This window comes from Bacillus sp. DE0042 (assembly GCF_007680225.1).
GTDB classification, from domain to species: domain Bacteria; phylum Bacillota; class Bacilli; order Bacillales; family Bacillaceae_G; genus Bacillus_A; species Bacillus_A wiedmannii.
This window is the reverse complement of record NZ_VEJP01000001.1, coordinates 488622-508252: the sequence shown is the minus strand read 5'-3', so window position 1 is coordinate 508252 and position 19631 is coordinate 488622. Positions and strand designations below refer to the sequence as shown.

Here is a 19631-nt window from a genome sequence, read left to right as displayed (position 1 = left end):
ATGGCTATCCCATCTATTTCAGTATACAAAATGCCAGTTGAATCAGAACTACCAAAAAATAAAGTGAACTGGACACCAGATCCGAAACGTGCGGTTCTTCTAATCCATGACATGCAAGAATATTTTCTTGATGCATATAGCGATAAAGAATCACCAAAAGTAGAACTTATTTCAAATATTAAGGTGATAAGAGAAAAATGTAAGGAACTTGGTATACCAGTTGTTTATACAGCACAACCAGGTGGACAAACGTTAGAACAACGAGGGTTATTACAAGATTTTTGGGGGGACGGTATTCCTGCTGGACCAGATAAAAAGAAAATTGTCGGTGAACTTACTCCTGATGAGGATGATATATTCTTAACAAAATGGAGATATAGTGCATTTAAAAAGACAAATCTATTAGGAATTTTAAATGAACAGGGAAGAGATCAACTTATTATTTGCGGTATTTATGCGCATATCGGCTGCCTTTTAACAGCTTGCGAAGCATTTATGGATGGTATAGAGCCATTTTTTGTAGCAGATGCAGTTGCTGATTTTTCACTAGACCATCATAAACAAGCATTGGAGTATGCATCTAATAGATGTGCAGTAACGACATCAACAAACTTACTGTTAAAAGATTTACAAAGTGTAAAAAGTGATGAGAGTGAAGGAATCACTATACAGGAAGTGCATGAACTAGTTGCACAACTACTTCGTGAGCCAGTAGAGAGTATTGATATTGATGAGGACTTACTAAATAGAGGACTTGATTCGGTCAGAATTATGAGTTTAGTAGAGAAGTGGCGTCGCGAAGGGAAAGAAATAACTTTTGCAGATTTAGCAGAACGTCCAACTGTTTCCGATTGGTACAGTTTACTATCTTCACAGACAGCACAGGTGCTGTAACAAATAGACTACATAATAAAGGGGTAGTAAAGAATGCCTAATAGTCAAAAGGTTCGTCATTCGTTATCATCTGCGCAGACTGGTATGTGGTTTGCACAGCAATTAGATCCGCTAAATCCGATTTATAATACTGGGGAATATGTTGAAATAAACGGAAATATTAATCAAGAAATTTTCGAATTAGCAGTACGTAAAGTTGTAACAGAAGCAGAAGTACTACATGTTCGTTTCGAAGAGGATGAAATTGGCCCGTGGCAAGTTATTGAGAAATCGTCAAATTTTCATATGCATTTTATTGACGTTCGTAAAGAAGAAGATCCTGAAGAGGCTGCTAAAATATGGATGAAAAATGATTTATATATGCCAGTCGATTTGAAAACAGATAAATTATTTACTGAAGCACTTATTCAAGTTGAAAATAATCGTTTCTTTTGGTATCAGCGCATCCATCACATTGTGATGGATGGCTATGGATTTTCACTTCTTAGCCAAAAGGTAGCGAAAGAGTATACATCACTTATAGAAGAAATAAGAAAGAATGAAAAGCCATTTGGTTCTCTTGCAAAAGTTGTACAAGAAGATATGGAGTATCGTGAGTCTAAACAATTTCAGGAAGATCGTACTTTTTGGTTAGAAAAGTTTGCAGATGAACCAGATGTCATAAGTTTAGCAGAACGAGCGCCGAGAACATCAAATGGATTTTTACGAGAAACAGCTTATTTATCCAGTTCTAGCACGAAAACTTTACTAGAAGATATCAATGTTTCGTTAACAAATTGGCCGGAATTTATTGTCGCTGTAACAAGTATTTATATGCATAAATTAACAGGTGCAAATGATATTGTTTTAGGTTTACCAATGATGGGGCGTCTCGGTTCTGCATCTATTTATACACCGAGCATGGTAATGAATTTAGTACCACTTCGTATTACAGTAACTCCAAATATAACTCTTGCGGAATTATTACAGCAAGTTTCTAAAGAGATTCGAGAAGTACGTCGTCATCATAAATACCGTCATGAGGAATTAAGAAGAGACTTAAAGTTACTAGGTGAAAATCAAAGGTTATTCGGGCCGTTAGTGAATGTGATGCCTTTTGATTATGGGCTTAATTTTGCTGGGAATCGTGGTATTACACATAATTTATCAGCAGGACCTGTCGATGATTTATCGATAAATGTTTATAAACGTTTCGATGAAAATGAGTTAATGATTCATTTTGATGCGAACCCGGAGGTATATAGTGATTCGGAACTAGCATTGCATAAAGAGAGATTTATGAATGTATTAGAATTAGTGATAAATGACTATGAAAAAGACGTGTCGATTGGAAATATAAACATTACTCTTCCAGAAGAGAATCATAAAGTTTTATTCGAATGGAATGAAACTAAGGAAGCTGAGGATCTAATCACTCTACCTTTATTATTTGAAAAACAAGTACAAAAAAATCCAAATAAAATAGCGGTTACGTGTAACGGAGTAGACCTTACGTATAAAGAGCTAAATGAACGGGCGAATGAACTAGCGCACTATTTAGTAGAAGAAGGAATAGGGCCAAATCATTTTGTAGCTTTAGTATTTCCAAGGTCAATAGAGATGGTAGTTAGTATGCTAGCAGTTTTAAAGGCTGGTGCAGCGTATTTACCGATAGATCCAGAATATCCAGCCGAGCGAATAAATTATATAGTAAATGATGCAAAACCAATTTATATCATCACACATTCATCTGTTTCATCTACTTTAGTTATAGAAAATGATATAAAAAAAATCGAATTAGATCGAGAAGAAACAGAACTAGCATTAAAAGCATATTCTCATAGGAACCTACCATTTAGAAATGAAGAATCACTTTTAAAGCCTGCGTATACAATTTATACGTCAGGCTCAACCGGAAATCCAAAAGGTGTAATTGTTCCTATGAAAGCTTTAAGTAACTTTTTATTGGCTATGGACGATATGTTTTCACTAAATGAAAACGATCATTTAGTAGCAGTTACAACGTTTGCTTTTGATATTTCTGCACTAGAAATTTATTTGCCTCTTATTAGTGGTGCAAGTTTAACGATTGTACAAAAAGAGGTAATTCAAGAACCTTCGGCGTTAACGGCACTGTTACATGAAGAAAGAGTAACAATTATGCAAGCTACACCGACGTTATGGCAGGCGTTAGTAACTGAATATCCAGAGAGGCTACAAGGGCTAAATGTGCTCGTTGGTGGTGAAGCGCTTCCGGCCCATTTAGTAAATACATTAAAAGAATTAGGTTGCTCTATTACAAATTTATATGGACCAACTGAAACGACTATTTGGTCTACTTTCATGAACATCGATGAAAGGGAAAGTGGTATACCTCCTATTGGAAAGCCAATTTGGAGTACAGACGTGTATGTATTAGATGCAGGTTTACAACCAGTACCACCTGGAGTAATTGGTGAATTATATATTGCAGGGGAAGGGCTTGCGAACGGATATTTAGGAAAATCAGAGTTAACGGCTGAACGGTTTGTTGCAGATCCTTATGGAAAACCAGGGAAGCGCATGTACCGCACAGGTGATCTTGTGAAATGGCGTAACGATGGTGTGTTAGAGTACATGAGCCGCGCAGATCATCAAATTAAAATTCGTGGTTTCCGAATTGAATTAGCTGAAATTGAAATGGTATTACAACGACATGAATATATTCAACAAGCGGTAGTAATGGTACGAGAAGATCGCCCAAATGATAAACGAATCATTGCGTATATCGTTGCCGAAGGGAGTGAAGGGATTAACCTTTCAGAAATTCGTTCTTATGTTTCAGAAAGTTTAGCGAATTATATGGTGCCATCGGCATTTGTTGTGCTAGAAGAATTACCATTAACGCCAAATGGTAAGGTTGATAGAAAGAAATTACCTGCTCCTGATTTTAATGAAATGAACAAGGAGAGAGTTGCTAGAAATCCGAAAGAAGAAATATTATGTGATTTATTTGCAGAAGTACTTGGTGTTTCTCGCATTAGCATTGATGATAATTTCTTTGAAATGGGTGGCCATTCGCTTCTTGCATCTCGTCTAATGGCAAGAATCCGTGAAACGTTAAGTGTTGAATTAGGAATTGGAAAACTATTTGAATCGCCAACTGTTGCTGAACTTGCGAAACAATTGGATCAAGCAAAAACTGCAAGACCAGCTATTAAGAAAGTAAGTAGACCAAATGAAGTTCCACCTTCATTTGCACAGCGCAGGTTATGGTTTTTAAATTGTTTAGAAGGTCCAAGTCCTACTTATAATATTCCATTAGTCATTCGTATTTCTGGAAAGTTGAACGAGGAATCATTGCAAGGTGCCTTTTATGATGTAGTTGAGAAACATGAAACGCTTAGAACGATTTTCCCTAACGTATTAGGTAGTTCCTATCAGAAAATTTTAGATATGGAAAATTTAAATCTAGAGATGATAATAACAAAAACATGTAAAGATGAATTAGAAAGTGTGCTTGCAGAGGCGGTAAGATATAGTTTTAACCTTGATGTTGAACCAGCAGTTCGTCTGCAACTATTTACAGTGAATGAAAACGAACATGTATTACTAATTCTATTGCACCATATTGTAGGGGATGGCTGGTCATTACAACCGTTAACGAGAGATTTTACAGCGGCATATAAAGCACGATGTCAAGGTAACAGAGTTCAGTTAGAGACACTTCCAGTTCAATACGCAGATTATGCACTTTGGCAACAACAGTTGCTTGGTGATGAAACTACAGAAGAGAGTCTTATTTCAACACAATTAGAGTTTTGGAAGAAAGAGCTAGAAGGTTTACCAGATCAGCTGGAGTTACCTACAGATTACCAGCGACCAATTGAAACGAGTTATCGCGGAGAAACAATTCATTTTCAAATAGATGCGGGTATGCATAGTAGGTTAGTAGAGCTTGCACGGAAAAACGGAGTTAGTTTGTTTATGGTGTTGCAAGCAGGACTTAGTGCGCTATTTACAAGATTAGGTGCAGGTACTGATATACCAATCGGTAGTCCGATTGCTGGAAGAAACGATGATGCACTCTCTGACATAGTCGGTTTATTTGTAAATACATTAGTGTTACGTACAAATACATCAGGAGATCCAAGTTTTAAAGAATTATTGAATAGAGTGAAGCAATCAAATCTTGCAGCTTATGAAAATCAAGATGTTCCATTTGAGCGACTCGTTGAAGTGTTAAACCCAGTACGTACTCGAAATAGTCATCCGCTGTTTCAAGTTATGTTAGCTTTCCAAAATACGCCAGAAGCAACATTTGATGCTCCGGATATAGAAGCGAACCTTGAAATCCAAAGTGTTGGCTCTGCGAAATTTGATCTAACATTTGAAATTAGCGAGAGTAACGGAGTTCATGGTACGCCAGACGGCTTACACGGGTTACTAGAGTTTAGTACCGATTTGTATAAACGTGAAACGGTTCAACAATTAGTAGAACGATTCATTCTGTTATTGGATGATGCAGCGAAACATCCGGATCAATCAATTGGCACATTAGAAATTTTAACAGTAGCAGAGAGAAATACAGTGCTAGAAAAGTGGAATGGTGGTTTTCAAATTGTACCAGAAATAACATTATCACAATTATTTGAAAAGCAGGCTCATATAAATCCAAATTCTATTGCTGTCGTCTTTGAAGATGAAAAGTTAACTTATGAAGAGTTGAATAAAAAAGCGAATAAAATAGCTCGATTGCTAATAGCAAAAGGAGTTGGTCCTGATCAACTCGTTGCTTTAGCAATGCCGAGATCTTTAAATATGGTTGTAAGCTTACTAGCTGTTCTGAAAGCGGGAGCAGGTTATCTTCCATTAGATCCGGATTATCCGTCAGATCGTATTTCATTTATGCTCCACGATGCGAAACCATCATGTGTTTTAACAAATTCAGATGTGGAAATTGAATGTGATGAGGAATTGAAAATTTTAGTTGATGATGTGAAGGTAATAGAAGAAATTGAGAAATATAGTGAAGACAATATTGATGAAATGGAGCGTGTGAAGCCGTTAACTCCTTCACATATTGCTTACGTTATTTATACGTCAGGCTCAACTGGTAGACCGAAAGGCGTTATGATACCTCATCAAAATGTAGTAAGACTTTTAGGGGCAACTGATCATTGGTTCCAATTTGACGCAGACGATGTTTGGACGATGTTCCATTCATACGCTTTTGATTTCTCGGTTTGGGAAATTTGGGGACCTTTATTATATGGAGGACGTCTAGTCGTAGTACCACATACTGTAAGTCGCTCGCCGAAAGAATTTTTACAACTTCTTGTTAAAGAAAAGGTAACTGTTTTAAACCAAACTCCATCAGCGTTCTATCAATTGATGCAAGCAGATCGTGAAAATGAAGAGATTGGCCAAACATTATCTTTACGATATGTTGTTTTTGGCGGAGAAGCACTTGAACTAAGTCGATTAGAAGATTGGTATAGTCGACATCCTCATAACGCACCGAAGCTTATTAATATGTACGGTATTACGGAGACGACAGTACATGTTAGTTATATTGAATTAGATGAAACAATCGTCTCTTTACGAGCAAACAGTTTAATTGGGTGTAGTATACCTGATCTTAAAGTGTATGTGTTAGACAACTATTTACAACCGGTGCCGCCTGGAGTAGTTGGAGAAATGTATGTTGCAGGTGCAGGGCTTGCTCGTGGATATTTAGGAAGAGCAGGCTTAACTGCAGAACGTTTTATTGCAGATCCATTTGGTAAGCCAGGTACAAGAATGTATCGTACTGGAGACTTAGCACGTTGGCGTCAAGATGGGACGCTAGATTATATAGGACGTGCAGATCATCAAATAAAAATTCGTGGATTCCGAATTGAATTAGGGGAAATAGAAGCGGTCATAATGAAACACCCTAAAGTTGAGCAAGTAGCCGTTATTGTACGGGAAGATCAACCAGGGGATAAACGGTTAGTTTCTTATATCGTCGCATCAAATAATGAAATGATTGATACGAATGAAATGCGTAAGTATGCTGGAGGTAGTTTACCAGATTACATGGTTCCATACGCTTTTGTAGTAGTAAATGAGTTGCCTTTAACTCCAAACGGTAAATTAGATAGAAAGGCATTGCCGGCTCCAGAATTTATCGCATCATCTTCTAGTCGTGGACCAAGAACACCGCAAGAAGAAATGTTATGTGACTTGTTTACAGAAGTTTTAAGTGTGCCGCAAATTGGAATTGATGACGGATTCTTTGATCTAGGTGGCCATTCACTTCTTGCAGTGCAGCTTATGAGTCGTATTAAAGAAGCACTTGGGGTTGAACTAAATATCGGAACTTTATTTGCAGCACCTACTGTTGCGGGTCTTGCTGAAAGACTTGAGGTGGGAAATGGACAAAGTGCACTTGATGTGTTGCTTCCATTACGAGCAAGCGGAGACCAATTACCATTATTTTGTGTACACCCAGCAGGTGGATTAAGTTGGTGTTATGCAGGACTTATGAAATCTTTAGGAACAGATTATCCAATCTACGGTGTCCAAGCACGTGGTATCGCTAAAAATGAAGAACTTCCAAGAAGTTTAGAGGAGATGGCAGCGGATTATTTAAAACACGTTCGTGAAGTACAGCCTCACGGACCATATCGGTTACTCGGTTGGTCGCTCGGAGGAAATGTTGTTCATGCAATGGCGGCGCAACTACAAAGTGAAGGGGAAGAAGTAGAATTACTCGTTATGCTAGATTCTTACCCAGGTCACTTCTTACCGAATACGGAAGCACCTACTGAAGAAGAAGCGTTAATCGCATTACTTGCTTTAGGCGGATACGATCCAGATAACATGGATGGTAAACCACTTACGATGGAAAGTGCAGTAGAAATACTTCGTAAAGATGGAAGTGCATTAGCAAGTCTGGAAGAGGAGACTATTTTGAACTTGAAAGAAACATATGTAAATTCGGTAGGATTGTTAGGGAAATATGTACCGAAAGTTTATAACGGAGATATTTTATTCTTTAGATCTACTATTATACCAGACTGGTTTGATCCTATCTCTCCAAATACGTGGCTAAATTATTTAGCTGGGCAAATTGTGCAACACGATATTGATTGTAGACATAAAGATTTATGTCAACCAGGACCACTTACAGAAATTGGACAAGTGTTAGCGAAATATTTGCAGAATAAGAAAGGGGTAAGTACAGTATGACGAATCCATTTGAAAATGATAATTACACATATAAAGTATTAAAAAATGAGGAGGGCCAGTATTCTCTCTGGCCTGTCTTTCTTGATGTACCTATTGGTTGGAATGTCGTACATGAAGAGGCTAGTAGGAATGATTGTTTACAATATGTTGAAAATAACTGGAAAGATTTGAATCCAAAAAGTAATCAAGTTGGCGAAAAAATATTAGTAGGAAAACGATAATGAAGGCAAAAATAAATCAAAAAGTAGTTGTAAGTATCGTATATATAACAGCGATGTTTATGGCTGCGATGGATGCAACGATTGTGAATGTAGCACTGCAAACGATAAGTAAAGAATTACAAGTGCCACCATCTGCAATGGGGACGGTTAATGTTGGGTATTTAGTTAGCTTAGCTGTTTTCCTTCCGATTTCTGGTTGGTTAGGAGATCGCTTCGGTACGAAAAGGGTATTTCTAACCGCTCTTTTCGTATTTACAACTGCGTCTGTATTATGTGGAATAGCGAACGATATTACTTCATTGAATATTTTTCGTATCATTCAAGGTGCTGGCGGGGGGCTTTTAACGCCAGTTGGGATGGCGATGTTATTCCGAACATTCTCACCAGAGGAAAGGCCGAAAATTTCACGGTTTATTGTTTTGCCAATTGCTGTCGCACCGGCGGTTGGACCAATTATTGGCGGTTTCTTTGTAGATCAAATGTCTTGGCGCTGGGCATTTTATATTAATTTACCGTTTGGAATCGTAGCGTTACTATTCGGTCTACTATTTTTAAAAGAGCATATTGAAAAATCAGCTGGTCGCTTTGATTCTCTCGGTTTTATTCTTTCAGCACCAGGATTCGCGATGCTTATCTATGCACTTAGTCAAGGGCCGTCAAAAGGCTGGGGTTCTTCAGAAATTATAAGTACTGGAATAGCTGGGATTGTATTCATTACATTGTTTATCATTGTAGAACTTAGAGTAAAGCAACCGATGTTAGATTTACGCTTATTAGAAGAACCAGTCTTTAGAAAAATGAGTCTTATTTCATTGTTTTCATCCGCTGGTTTACTAGGAATGTTATTTGTTTTTCCGCTTATGTATCAAAATGTAATAGGAGTTTCCGCATTGGAATCAGGTCTTACGACATTCCCAGAGGCGATTGGGTTAATGATATCGTCACAGATTGTGCCATGGTCATATAAGAAATTAGGAGCTCGAAAGGTAATTTCTATTGGATTAATTTGTACGGCGATTATTTTTGTTTTATTAAGTTTTGTAAATCACGATACGAACCCATGGCAAATTCGGGCATTATTGTTTGGTATCGGTATTTTCTTAGGTCAGTCTGTTGGAGCAGTTCAATTTTCGGCATTTAATAATATCACGCCACCTTCTATGGGGAGAGCTACGACTATATTTAATGTGCAAAATCGATTAGGTTCAGCGATAGGAGTTGCAGTTTTAGCTAGTATACTAGCCGGTTTTGGAAATAATAGTGTACAAAATAATGCTCAGTCAGATTTCTTACCATATCAAGCTGCATTAATTGGATCAGCAATATTTTTACTCGTAGCATTACTATTTTCTTTACGTATTTCTGATAAAGAGGTAATGGCAAAGAAGAAGAAAAAGCCGTTACCTGTATTACAAAAAGAGAAAGAAGCTGTAAATGAATAAGTTATAGCATGATAATATTTTTGGAATAAAGTGATATTCGTACTAAGAAGGAGAGAGTTTACATGATAGAGAGTAAAGTTGTAGATTCTGTACCAACTCTTAATGAGAATAGTTGTCAAATATGGTGGGCAAGAATTTCAGATTTACAATCATGGCATTACAATTTACTAAACGATGTTGAACGAGAGAAAGCAAATTCATATCATCAATCGGCAGATCGTGCACGATTTATAATAGGTTGTGTAATTAGTAGATTAGTTCTTGGAAAGATCCTTTCTATGTCGCCAGTTCAAGTACCGATTGATCGAATGTGCCCTGTATGTAAGTTACAACATGGTAGACCACAATTACCAGAAGGAATGCCGCAAATATCTGTTTCACATTCGGGTGAGTGGGTTGTTGTTGCATTTACAAAGTCTGCACTTGTTGGCGTTGATGTTGAACAAATGAATCCAAATGTAGATGTTATGAAAATGGCAGAGGGCGTATTAACAGACATTGAAATAGCACAAGTTATGAAATTACCTAATGAACAGAAAATAGAAGGTTTTTTAACATATTGGACTCGAAAAGAAGCAGTACTAAAAGCGACAGGTGAAGGACTAATGATTCCGCCAGTACATATTACTGTGTCGGCTCCAAATGATCCTCCAAATTTGTTAGTTTTTAAGGATAGGCAAGAATTAGTAGAAAATACAATGATGGCAGATATAAGGCCTAGTGTAGATTATATGGCTTCAATTGCAATATTTAGTAAAGAAGTAACTGAAATCACACAGTTAGATGCAGTAGCGCTTTTAAATTATAAATAAGTTAAATAAAAAATCTTATAGAAGAGGTGTTCCTCATGTTAGTAGCGGAAAATAGAACAAATGAATTCACTTATAATGTACAAGCAATTAAAAATATTTTATTTTCTGGAGATACATCATCTATTCATGCATTAGAAAAGCTTTTGAATGATACAGTTCAGTTTGATGTTCTCGAACAAGAGGTACTTGATAGACAGTACATCCCGAAAGAAGCAAAGAATTTCTTTGATAAAAACGGAACATTTCTTTACCGTGTATCCAATGTTAGTTATAAAGGAAAAGTGTTATCTGAGAATCTAATTTTTGCGGACACTTCGTTTTTACCAAATACAATTAAGAGTGAATTAGAGAGTGGAAATATTTCAGTTGAAAAACTTATAGAAAAGATGGAAGTAAGAAGAAACGTACTATACGAAGGATATCAGCCATCTGGGAATATTATTGAATTGTTTGATGGATGCTCTGTTACGGCGAATGTGTATCCAACTAGAAAATATCAAATTGTAAGTAACTGCAAATGTATATTTTATATTTGTGAAGTGTATCATGCTGAGAATATAAAGGAATTACTTAAATAAAACAAGAAACCAGCCTATAAAATGGCTGGTTTCTTGTTTATTTAACAGCTTCTTTTAACTCTTTACCTGCTTTAAATGCTGGAACTTTACCAGCAGCGATTTGAATTTCTTCGCCAGTTTGCGGGTTACGTCCTGTACGAGCAGATCTTTCGCGCACTTCAAAAGTTCCAAAGCCGATTAATTGAACTTTATCGCCTGATTGTAATGCAGTAGCAATTGTGTCAAATACGGATTGTACCGCTGCAGAAGCTTCCTTTTGAGAAATATCAGCGGATTGTGCCACGTTTTTAACTAATTCTGTTTTGTTCATGTTTTCACCTCATAAAAAGTTTTTTAGAATGAATGTTTTAGTATAATGGATAGTATAGAGAAAGCTATTTATATGGTTAGAAAGAATACTATATAGTTATGTTAATTTCGTTGTAAGAGACTGAATCCCTGCTAATAATTAGGGATTAATTAAGAATTGATGTATAGAAAACGCTGTAATATGAGGATGAGGGGGAATATATGAATGATTTTTCGTGAAAAGAATGAGAAAGAAAGTATATTAATTCGTCAACATGATCATGGTTTTTTAGCTGGAGAGATTGCAAAGCATATAAAAGAAGATCTTTTTGAAGATGAAACATACTTAAAAGAGACAATTGATGCAATATATGAGCATGATAGAGGATGGATAGAACTTGATAAAGTACCAATTTTGAATGATGCTAAAAATATTCCATATACATTTATGGATTGTCCAAGTTCATTGCGTTTTGTTTTTTATACGATTGGTTTGAATGAAATTGAAGATTCGAATCCATACGGAGCATTAATTTGTAGTAAACATTTTTTATCATTTTCATTAAATGACGAAGACGAAGAAATGATGTCTTTTTATAAACATGAATTGGAACGACAAAAAAGAATTTTGAAAACGTTAACAAAAGAACAGTTTGCGATGTTCGATAAACATTATAAATTATTAAAGTTTTGTGATGAACTTTCATTATATGTATGTATGAATAAACCTGGTGTAGACAAGACAGATGAAATTGATTTATTTAAAGGTGGTTTTGAGGGAACAGAAATGTTTAATAGTAAAGAGGAGAAACCTATTCAAGCTGAATGGGTGGACGAGGAAACAATTCGGATTACACCGTTTCCATTTCAAACGGAATTTCATACGTATGTAAATTATAAAACTATAGATAAACGTGAAATTGAAGAAAAAGGAATTGCAAAAGCTGATAGAGAATCGGAAATGGAGAAACAAAACATTCGTTTCGTACAATAAGGAGGCGATTTAGATTGAAAGAGTACATGTTAAAACAGGTGGATTACCATGCTTGGGCTAATATACGGTTATTCAATCGACTAAAAGAATTACCAAGCTATGAGACTATTTTTAATGAACAGATACAGAGTGTATTTCCATCAATTAAGGATACTTTTACGCATATTTATATTACAGATCAAGTGTGGTTACACATATTGCATGGTAAAAGTATGAATGAAGCAATACAAGACCGAGAAAATTTACGAAAACAAATCGAAACTAAATCGTTACATGAATTAGAAAAAATGTTTGAAAACATGGCAAATCAATATAAAGACTTCTTAATTACAATACAAGACGTGAATGCTGTATTTGTTATCGAGAATCCATATGCAGGGAAATTAGAAACTTCAATTTTAGAGTTAGTACAACATGTCGTAAATCATGGGACATATCATAGAGGAAATATAACAGCGATGATCCGTCAACTTGGTCATCCGTCGACAATGATGGATTTTGTACTGTATCTACATATGGTGCAGAAGGAGGGGGAGTAATATAGTTTGTAAGAAGGAGAGCCTTTAATTGTAAAAGACTCTCCTTCTGTTTTATCCCGCACTAATGGCAGATCGACTGATTAAAGTTTTACATTATTTCTTAAGAGGCTTTATTTTCTTGTAATTGCTTAGCGTATTGTATAGCTTTATATGCATTGACTCTACCGTTTTTCCAATACGTACCTGTACCACTAATTTTATCAGACGTTGACTCAATAATTTGGCGGATTTGTGTATTGCTATATCCTTGATTTGCTAAAAGAGCAGCGACTCCTGCAACATGAGGTGTTGCCATAGATGTACCACTTAATGATTGATACGTGCTTCCTTTATATGTGGAATATATATTTGAACCTGGTGCTGCAACATCTACCCAGCTACCATAAGTAGAAAATGAAGATTTTCTATCTGATTGATCTGTAGAAGCAACTGCAATCACCTCGTTGTAATAAGCAGGGTAATTAGCTTTTGTATTTCCAGCATTTCCAGCAGCTGCAACAATAACAGAGCCTTTATTCCATGCATATTGAACGGCTTGTTGTAAAGCAGTCCCACCATTTGGGGCGCCTAAGCTTAAACTAATTACTTTTGCACCTGAATCAGCAGCTTCTCTAATCCCTTGCGCTACAGCATCAAGAGTACCACTCCCTTGATTATCTAATACGCGGACAGCATAAATTGAAGTTTGTGGGGCAACACCAGCAATTCCAACACTATTATTCGTAAGTGCTCCAGTAATTCCAGCGCAATGCGTACCATGACCATTACCATCATCAGATGTATTGTCGTTATCAACATAATCATGTCCGTAAATTACTTTCGAAGCTAAATCAGGATGTGAACCTTGAACTCCTGTATCAATAATAGCTACTTTTACACCAGGATCACTTCGTTGACTATCCCAAGCTTGTGGAGCTTGAATTTTTTGCAATCCATATTGATTTTTAAAAAATGGGTCGTTCGGAGTCCAAAAGGCGTGAACGTAATAATTCGGTTCTGCATATTCCACATCTGGATTATTTTTATAACTTTTTATTTTTTCTTTGACAGTACCTTTTGAAAATTGAACGACTTCAAAACCTAACGAATCATCTTTAGATAAAACGTTAGCACCGACAGATTTGTGAAAAGATTGAACATTACTTAAAGAGGCATTTTGTTTGAACTTAACGATTAATTGGTTAGGGACGTAATCAGTAGATGATGTTTCAGCACTTGAAGTATTTGTGTTAAAAAAGAAACCACCGATAACGAATGATAAAACAGATAGGAAAACAATGATTTTGTTTTTCAAAAGATTTTTCCTCCCTTTTCTCGGATGAGTTTTTCGGCGACACTTTAATATCGCATTCCTTTTCAACTATATAGTTAGACCATACGATTTATGTCATTTATGTGAAAAACTTTTAGTGGAATAAAAAAGGGAAAGATTGATATAAATATATTTTTAATGATATTTACTGAGTTAGAAAACGAAAAAAGGAATGCTCATTATGTATGAGTCATTCCTTTTTTTTAGATTAACTTGCCTGTTTTTTATGACTTTCTTTCAATTTCTCTTCTTGTAAAAAGCGATTCGTTTCAGCAACAACAATACCACTTAACCCAATAAGTCCAATTAAGTTTGGAATCGCCATAAGTCCATTTGCAATATCAGCAAATGTCCATACGATACCTAGTTTTAAATTAGCCCCAATAGCAATCATGACGATAAAGATTGCTTTATAATATTTAACAGCACCTTCTCCAAATAAATAAGCCACGCACTTCTCGCCGTAATACGACCATCCTAAAATAGTAGAGTAGGCAAATAATATAATTGCGATACCAAGAATCATACTACCAGCAGTGCCAAATACAGATTGGAACGCAAGTGTCGTCGCTTCAACGCCAGTTTTACCTGATTTCCATGCACCTGTAGTAATTAATACTAGCCCTGTAATGGTGCATACAATAAACGTATCTAGAAAAGTACCAGTCATAGAAACTAAAGCTTGCTTTGCAGGTGAATCAGTTTTTGCGGCAGCTGCGGCAATAGGGGCACTCCCTAAACCAGCTTCGTTCGCAAATACACCGCGCGCCATTCCGATTTGAATTGCAGATGCAATTGTTGCGCCAATAAAACCACCAGCAGCTGCAGTCCCATTGAATGCGCCAGAAAAAATAAGTGAGAATGCTTCTGGAATTTGATCGTAGTGATAGAAAATAATAATAAGCCCAGCAATGATATAAAAGAAAGCTTTAATAGGAACGATGTATCCTGTCACTTTCCCGATTTTTTTCACACCGCCTAAAATAACAATGGCGATTAAAAACGACATGAATATACCAGTTAAAGCAGGGGGGAAAGAGAAATTAATTCGCATTGCCTCTGCTACTGAGTTAGATTGCACCATATTACCGATACCGAAAGAAGCAGTTGTGCCGAATATAGCGAATAAAACAGCAAGCCATTTCTTACCTAAACCACATTCTAAATAGTACATTGGTCCGCCTGAATATTCACCATTTTCATTACTAACACGGTATTTCACCGCAAGAATTGCTTCGGCATACTTTGTTGCCATACCGAACAAAGCAGTAATCCACATCCAAAAAATTGCACCGGGTCCACCGATCGTTACAGCAGTTGCAACACCAGCTATATTCCCCATACCAATCGTTGCTGCCATAGCTGTCATAAGTGCTTGGAAGTGGCTAATATCTCCAGTGGAAGATGTATCTTCTGATTTTTTAAAAGCTAGTTTGTGAGCGTATAATAGTTTACTAAACTGTAATCCTTTTAAACGCACTGTGAGAATGATACCAGTACCAACAAGTAGCAACAACGTTGGTAATCCCCACACATAGTGATTGATTTGTTCTAATACTGTACTTACTGTCTCCATCTGTATTCTCCTTTTTATGAAAAAATAAAAACCACTTCAAGTAAATGAAATGGTCTCTGGAGAAACAAGGGATAGAAAAATAAACCGATACAAATCGGCATTTTCTTTCGCTTGTCTCTGTCCTTTTACCTGAGAGATTATCCGCTATAGTAGCGGATTTGCTCCTTCGGTGCTCTTTTTCCTCCGCGCTATATCAAGCGAGAGGGAGTCTCTCCAGAGATTCGTCCCCATGCAGTTCTACTTGTAACCAAGACCTGAGAGTTTCAAAGTTGATTCAGCAACTTTTTGCCCCGTCGGTAGATCAATAGACCTTCTCCTGAATGGTTCATCCGAATTATAAAATTTATAAAAACATTGATTGTAAATCAATAAAAACATTATAGACAGACAAAATGTGAATTGCAATCTTTTTTTATTTTAAAATAGTAACCAGTTTTATTTTTTTGCAAGTCCTAATTTAACTTCAACTTCATTTAACGTAGATAAAGCGAGGACAATATGTTGGTCCGCAAGTCCTAAAGCATGTTTAGTATTTTCAATTGTTTCATTGGAAGGAGTAGAGTTATTTGCTCCGTCTATAATTAAATCTGCTGCGTTTTTCATAAATTTAGAAGCAGTCTTAAATTCAGTTGTGAAATAAATTAGTTGTTCTTGTATTTGTACTTCCGATATATTTTCTTTTATTTTCACAGTGTCTATTTCGTTTATTATTTTTTCATATTGCTTGGAAATAGCAGTCATTGTGACTAATAGTTTATTTCTGTCTACTGAATCTCCGTTCGTGTTAATCTCTTCCCAGGCAGGCAACCAATCTTTTTCGATGATGTCATTATAATTTGTAGTTAATTCATCAATTTTTGGTTGTAATTTAGTTTTAAAAGTTTTTGTATCAATTGTTTCTACGGTGGTTTTTTCGTTATTATTTTTATCTTTAGTTGCGTAGAAAATCGTACAGGTAATAATAAAAATAGAAATAACTATTGTCCATTTATTAAAAAATAATTTCTTCAATGGGTAATCCCTCCAAAAATAAACATTTTATAATTATAATATATAACAATAATATTATTAATGGTAGAGAATATAGTATGTAATTGATTTTAATTATATTTTTTATATACATAAATAACTAAGATTAGTAAAATGATGAAAGTAATATGTGAGAAAAGAGGGTTTTTAGTGAAAACGAATAGAAAAAAGCTAGTTTCAAATATTTCAATGGCTATGATATTAGTTGGCTTATTTGCACTCATATATCTGGACAAAGAATCTAAAATGGAAGATTTTCCAGTACCAATGTCAGCAATCCATATTAACGATGATAATGAAGCGGATTATAAATATATAAGTGTAATACCTATTACAAAGGCAAGTGGATGGGAGCACTTAGGGGAAAACGGGCATACTAATAGTTTTAAAAAAGGGGAGAGGAAGGTAACGGTAGTACATTATCCGGGAGAAATTACGTATTATTTATTTGAACAAAAGATGAATAAGGAAGGGAGGTAAGATAAAGTTGTAATTCGTTAAGGGTTACATCTTTTCTTTTGATTCAGAATTATTTGAAATAAAATCAGATAGATGGTTTGATAGATATAGTGATAAATATGATTAGTTCTATATGCACATAAAGAGCAATGAGGAGATTATAAAAATATTATGTAAACTAAAAAATATAAGTGGAAGATAAATTATATCCTAAGGGGGAGTTAAAAATGTTACTAAAAACAATCTACTGTAAGGTGGAAGAAGAGAAAAAAGAGTTATTTTCAATCGCACAAGAAAAATGGCGTGATATACAGCATCTAGATGGTTTTCACGGACAATTTGGTGGATGGAATGAAGATGAGGCGTGTGTTTATACTTTATGGAATGATAGGGGGGCGTATCAATCATTTATGAATGGTGCTCACGATACCATTTATTTAAATAGTAATCAAGAGGATACGTTTCTTTCATGTGAAATTGAACTGTTTCAAACATTGTATGATATAACTGATATGCCTTTGAAAGAGGTTGTTACAGAAGGGTCATTTGTCAGAGTTGCTATATGTGATGTAAAGGTGGAACAGGAAAAGCAGTTTTTACATAAACAAGAAACAATTTGGAATAAAGGAATGAAAAAAGCAAACGGGATGATAGGTGGAGTAGTTGGGAAGTCTTTAAAAACTGAAAATCGTTACATAGTGTTAACTTATTGGAAAGATGAAATGGCGCATCAAAATTATGTAGAAGAGATTTTCCCAGAGCTGTATAAACTAGCTAATATTCATGAGGATTTAAAAGATATAAGAGGTAAACAAGCTGTATGTAAGGAAGAGTGGCTTGTATATTAAGTGTTCAAAACGTGCATAAATGAATGTATAATAAAGATATTTTCTTATAAACGAGTAATTAATAGAAGACGTTATATACCCTTTCATGTTAATATATTTAAGTTATAATAGAAGGCTTACCCTTTTGTATTGTACGGTAGAAGCAGTGTGAGCTTGAAATTTTGTTTAGAAAAGGATGTGCCTAATTTGCGTATCAATAAATTTATTAGTGAAGCTGGAAAAGCGTCTCGACGTGGAGCAGATAAATTAATTAATGAGAGAAGAGTAATTATTAACGGTAAGGTTGCAAAAATTGGTGACCAAGTAAATCCAGGTGATGATGTACGCGTAAATGGAGAGCAGCTTCGTATTGCTCGAGATCACGTATATATCGCTTTAAATAAACCAGTAGGTATTACATGTACGAGTGAAAAAGCTGTAAAAGGTAATATTATCGATTTAGTGAATCATCCATTACGAATTAGTCACATTGGACGTCTTGATAAAGACTCAGACGGTTTAATTTTATTAACGAATGATGGTGATATTGTTAATGAAATTTTACGTGCTGAAAACAAACATGAAAAAGAATACATCGTTTCAGTAGATAAGCCAATTACACCTGATTTTCTAGAGAAAATGGCAGCTGGTGTGAAAATATTAGGAACGAAAACGCTTCCTTGTGAAGTAACACAGTTATCAAAATATGAATTCCAAATTATTTTAACTCAAGGGTTGAATCGTCAAATTCGTCGTATGTGTGAAGCTTTAGGTTATCAAGTATACACGTTAAAGCGTACAAGAATTATGAATATAGAATTAAATAATTTACCTGTTGGACAGTGGAGAGATTTATCGAAGAAAGAGAAACGACGTCTATTTTCAGACTTAAATTACGAACCACAAGATTGGTAAAATTGAGAAGGGAAACCAAAAATCTATTTTTGGTTTCTTTTTTTATTAAATAAAAAATCATTTTTAAACACTTGCAAAAATAAAATGAATAAGATATAGTAAATAACAATTAATGGATGTACTTTTAAAAGCAAAGAAAAGGACACGAGTTATTTTATCCGGTTATACAGAGAAGGAAGGAAAGCTGAGAACTTCCTAACGCAGAAAAATAACTTACCACCTTAGAGCTGCACTGGGGAAATTAAGTATCTAGTGCCGTGTAAGCGACGTTATCGCAATAGAAGCCATTATGTTTTTTGTGATGGGAATCTGGGTGGAACCACGGATATAAGCATATTCGTCCCTATTTTAGGGATGAATATGCTTTTTTGTATTCAATTTCATAATAAGCGAAGAAAAGGACACGAGTTATTTTACCCGGTTATACAGAGAGGGAAGGAAAGCTGAGAACTTCCTAACGCAGAAAAATAACTTACCACCTTAGAGCTGCACTAGGGAAATTAAGTATCTAGTGCCGTGTAAACGACGTTACCGTAAAAGAAGCCATTGTA

15 protein-coding genes, 1 riboswitch and 2 other annotated features (1 of these 18 only partly in view) are annotated in these 19631 nt (G+C 35.5%); of the genes, 11 read left to right on the top strand and 4 right to left on the bottom strand.

Going from position 1 to position 19631, the window contains the following annotated elements:
• From FS802_RS02290 to FS802_RS02265, 6 genes are all read left to right on the top strand, one after another.
• A complete protein-coding gene (locus FS802_RS02290) occupies window positions 1–894 on the top strand; it encodes an isochorismatase family protein (RefSeq protein WP_001007295.1) in 894 nt (297 codons plus the stop codon).
• A 33-nt stretch (window positions 895–927) separates the two neighbouring features.
• The gene (locus FS802_RS02285; protein ID WP_098654729.1) at window positions 928–8088 is read left to right on the top strand and encodes an amino acid adenylation domain-containing protein; all 7161 of its coding nucleotides are present in this window, start codon (window positions 928–930) and stop codon (window positions 8086–8088) included.
• Window positions 8085–8309, top strand: a complete 225-nt coding sequence (locus tag FS802_RS02280; RefSeq protein ID WP_000184070.1) for an MbtH family protein — start codon at window positions 8085–8087, stop codon at window positions 8307–8309. The genes FS802_RS02285 and FS802_RS02280 overlap by 4 nt, the downstream gene beginning before the upstream one ends.
• Window positions 8309–9751, top strand: a complete 1443-nt coding sequence (locus FS802_RS02275; protein ID WP_098654730.1) for an MDR family MFS transporter — start codon at window positions 8309–8311, stop codon at window positions 9749–9751. Before FS802_RS02280 ends, FS802_RS02275 begins: the two co-directional genes overlap by 1 nt.
• Window positions 9752–9813: 62 nt before the next feature.
• Complete coding sequence (sfp, locus tag FS802_RS02270) at window positions 9814–10563, top strand: 4'-phosphopantetheinyl transferase Sfp (protein WP_098654731.1); 750 nt, start codon at window positions 9814–9816, stop codon at window positions 10561–10563.
• A gap of 35 nt (window positions 10564–10598) precedes the next feature.
• Entirely contained in the window at window positions 10599–11141 is a 543-nt protein-coding gene (locus FS802_RS02265) for a cold-shock protein (protein WP_098098614.1), read from the top strand.
• A gap of 37 nt (window positions 11142–11178) precedes the next feature.
• On the opposite strand, the gene FS802_RS02260 is transcribed toward FS802_RS02265, so the two are convergent.
• Complete coding sequence (locus FS802_RS02260) at window positions 11179–11451, bottom strand: HU family DNA-binding protein (protein WP_001043960.1); 273 nt, start codon at window positions 11449–11451, stop codon at window positions 11179–11181.
• A gap of 204 nt (window positions 11452–11655) precedes the next feature.
• Between FS802_RS02260 and FS802_RS02255 the strand changes: the two genes are divergently transcribed.
• Entirely contained in the window at window positions 11656–12423 is a 768-nt protein-coding gene (locus tag FS802_RS02255; protein ID WP_098720549.1) for a DUF3891 family protein, read from the top strand.
• A gap of 14 nt (window positions 12424–12437) precedes the next feature.
• Window positions 12438–12962, top strand: a complete 525-nt coding sequence (locus tag FS802_RS02250) for a DinB family protein (RefSeq protein WP_098091216.1) — start codon at window positions 12438–12440, stop codon at window positions 12960–12962.
• 100 nt (window positions 12963–13062) lie between these two features.
• On the opposite strand, the gene FS802_RS02245 is transcribed toward FS802_RS02250, so the two are convergent.
• The 3 genes from FS802_RS02245 to FS802_RS02235 form a co-directional block, all read right to left on the bottom strand.
• Complete coding sequence (locus tag FS802_RS02245; RefSeq protein WP_048546687.1) at window positions 13063–14256, bottom strand: S8 family peptidase; 1194 nt, start codon at window positions 14254–14256, stop codon at window positions 13063–13065.
• A gap of 226 nt (window positions 14257–14482) precedes the next feature.
• Complete coding sequence (locus FS802_RS02240; protein ID WP_098654733.1) at window positions 14483–15850, bottom strand: alanine/glycine:cation symporter family protein; 1368 nt, start codon at window positions 15848–15850, stop codon at window positions 14483–14485.
• 107 nt (window positions 15851–15957) lie between these two features.
• Window positions 15958–16077, bottom strand: a riboswitch (glycine riboswitch).
• A gap of 208 nt (window positions 16078–16285) precedes the next feature.
• Window positions 16286–16861 carry a hypothetical protein gene (locus FS802_RS02235; RefSeq protein WP_098654734.1) on the bottom strand — a complete coding sequence of 192 codons (576 nt, stop codon included), beginning with the start codon at window positions 16859–16861 and terminating at the stop codon, window positions 16286–16288.
• Between the two features lie 132 nt (window positions 16862–16993).
• On the opposite strand from FS802_RS02235, the gene FS802_RS02230 reads away from it, so the two are divergent.
• The 3 genes from FS802_RS02230 (at window position 16994) to rluF (ending at window position 19080) form a co-directional block, all read left to right on the top strand.
• Complete coding sequence (locus FS802_RS02230) at window positions 16994–17359, top strand: hypothetical protein (RefSeq protein WP_098058109.1); 366 nt, start codon at window positions 16994–16996, stop codon at window positions 17357–17359.
• A 206-nt stretch (window positions 17360–17565) separates the two neighbouring features.
• Window positions 17566–18186: a YdbC family protein gene (locus FS802_RS02225; protein ID WP_098654735.1), complete on the top strand. Its 621-nt coding sequence runs from the start codon at window positions 17566–17568 to the stop codon at window positions 18184–18186.
• Window positions 18187–18372: 186 nt separating this feature from the next.
• On the top strand, window positions 18373–19080 hold the full coding sequence (gene rluF, locus FS802_RS02220) for a 23S rRNA pseudouridine(2604) synthase RluF (protein WP_001222161.1): 708 nt from the start codon (window positions 18373–18375) through the stop codon (window positions 19078–19080).
• A 124-nt stretch (window positions 19081–19204) separates the two neighbouring features.
• Window positions 19205–19428: a binding site (T-box leader), on the top strand.
• Window positions 19429–19463: 35 nt separating this feature from the next.
• Window positions 19464–19631, top strand: a binding site (T-box leader) (it continues 55 nt past the right edge of the window).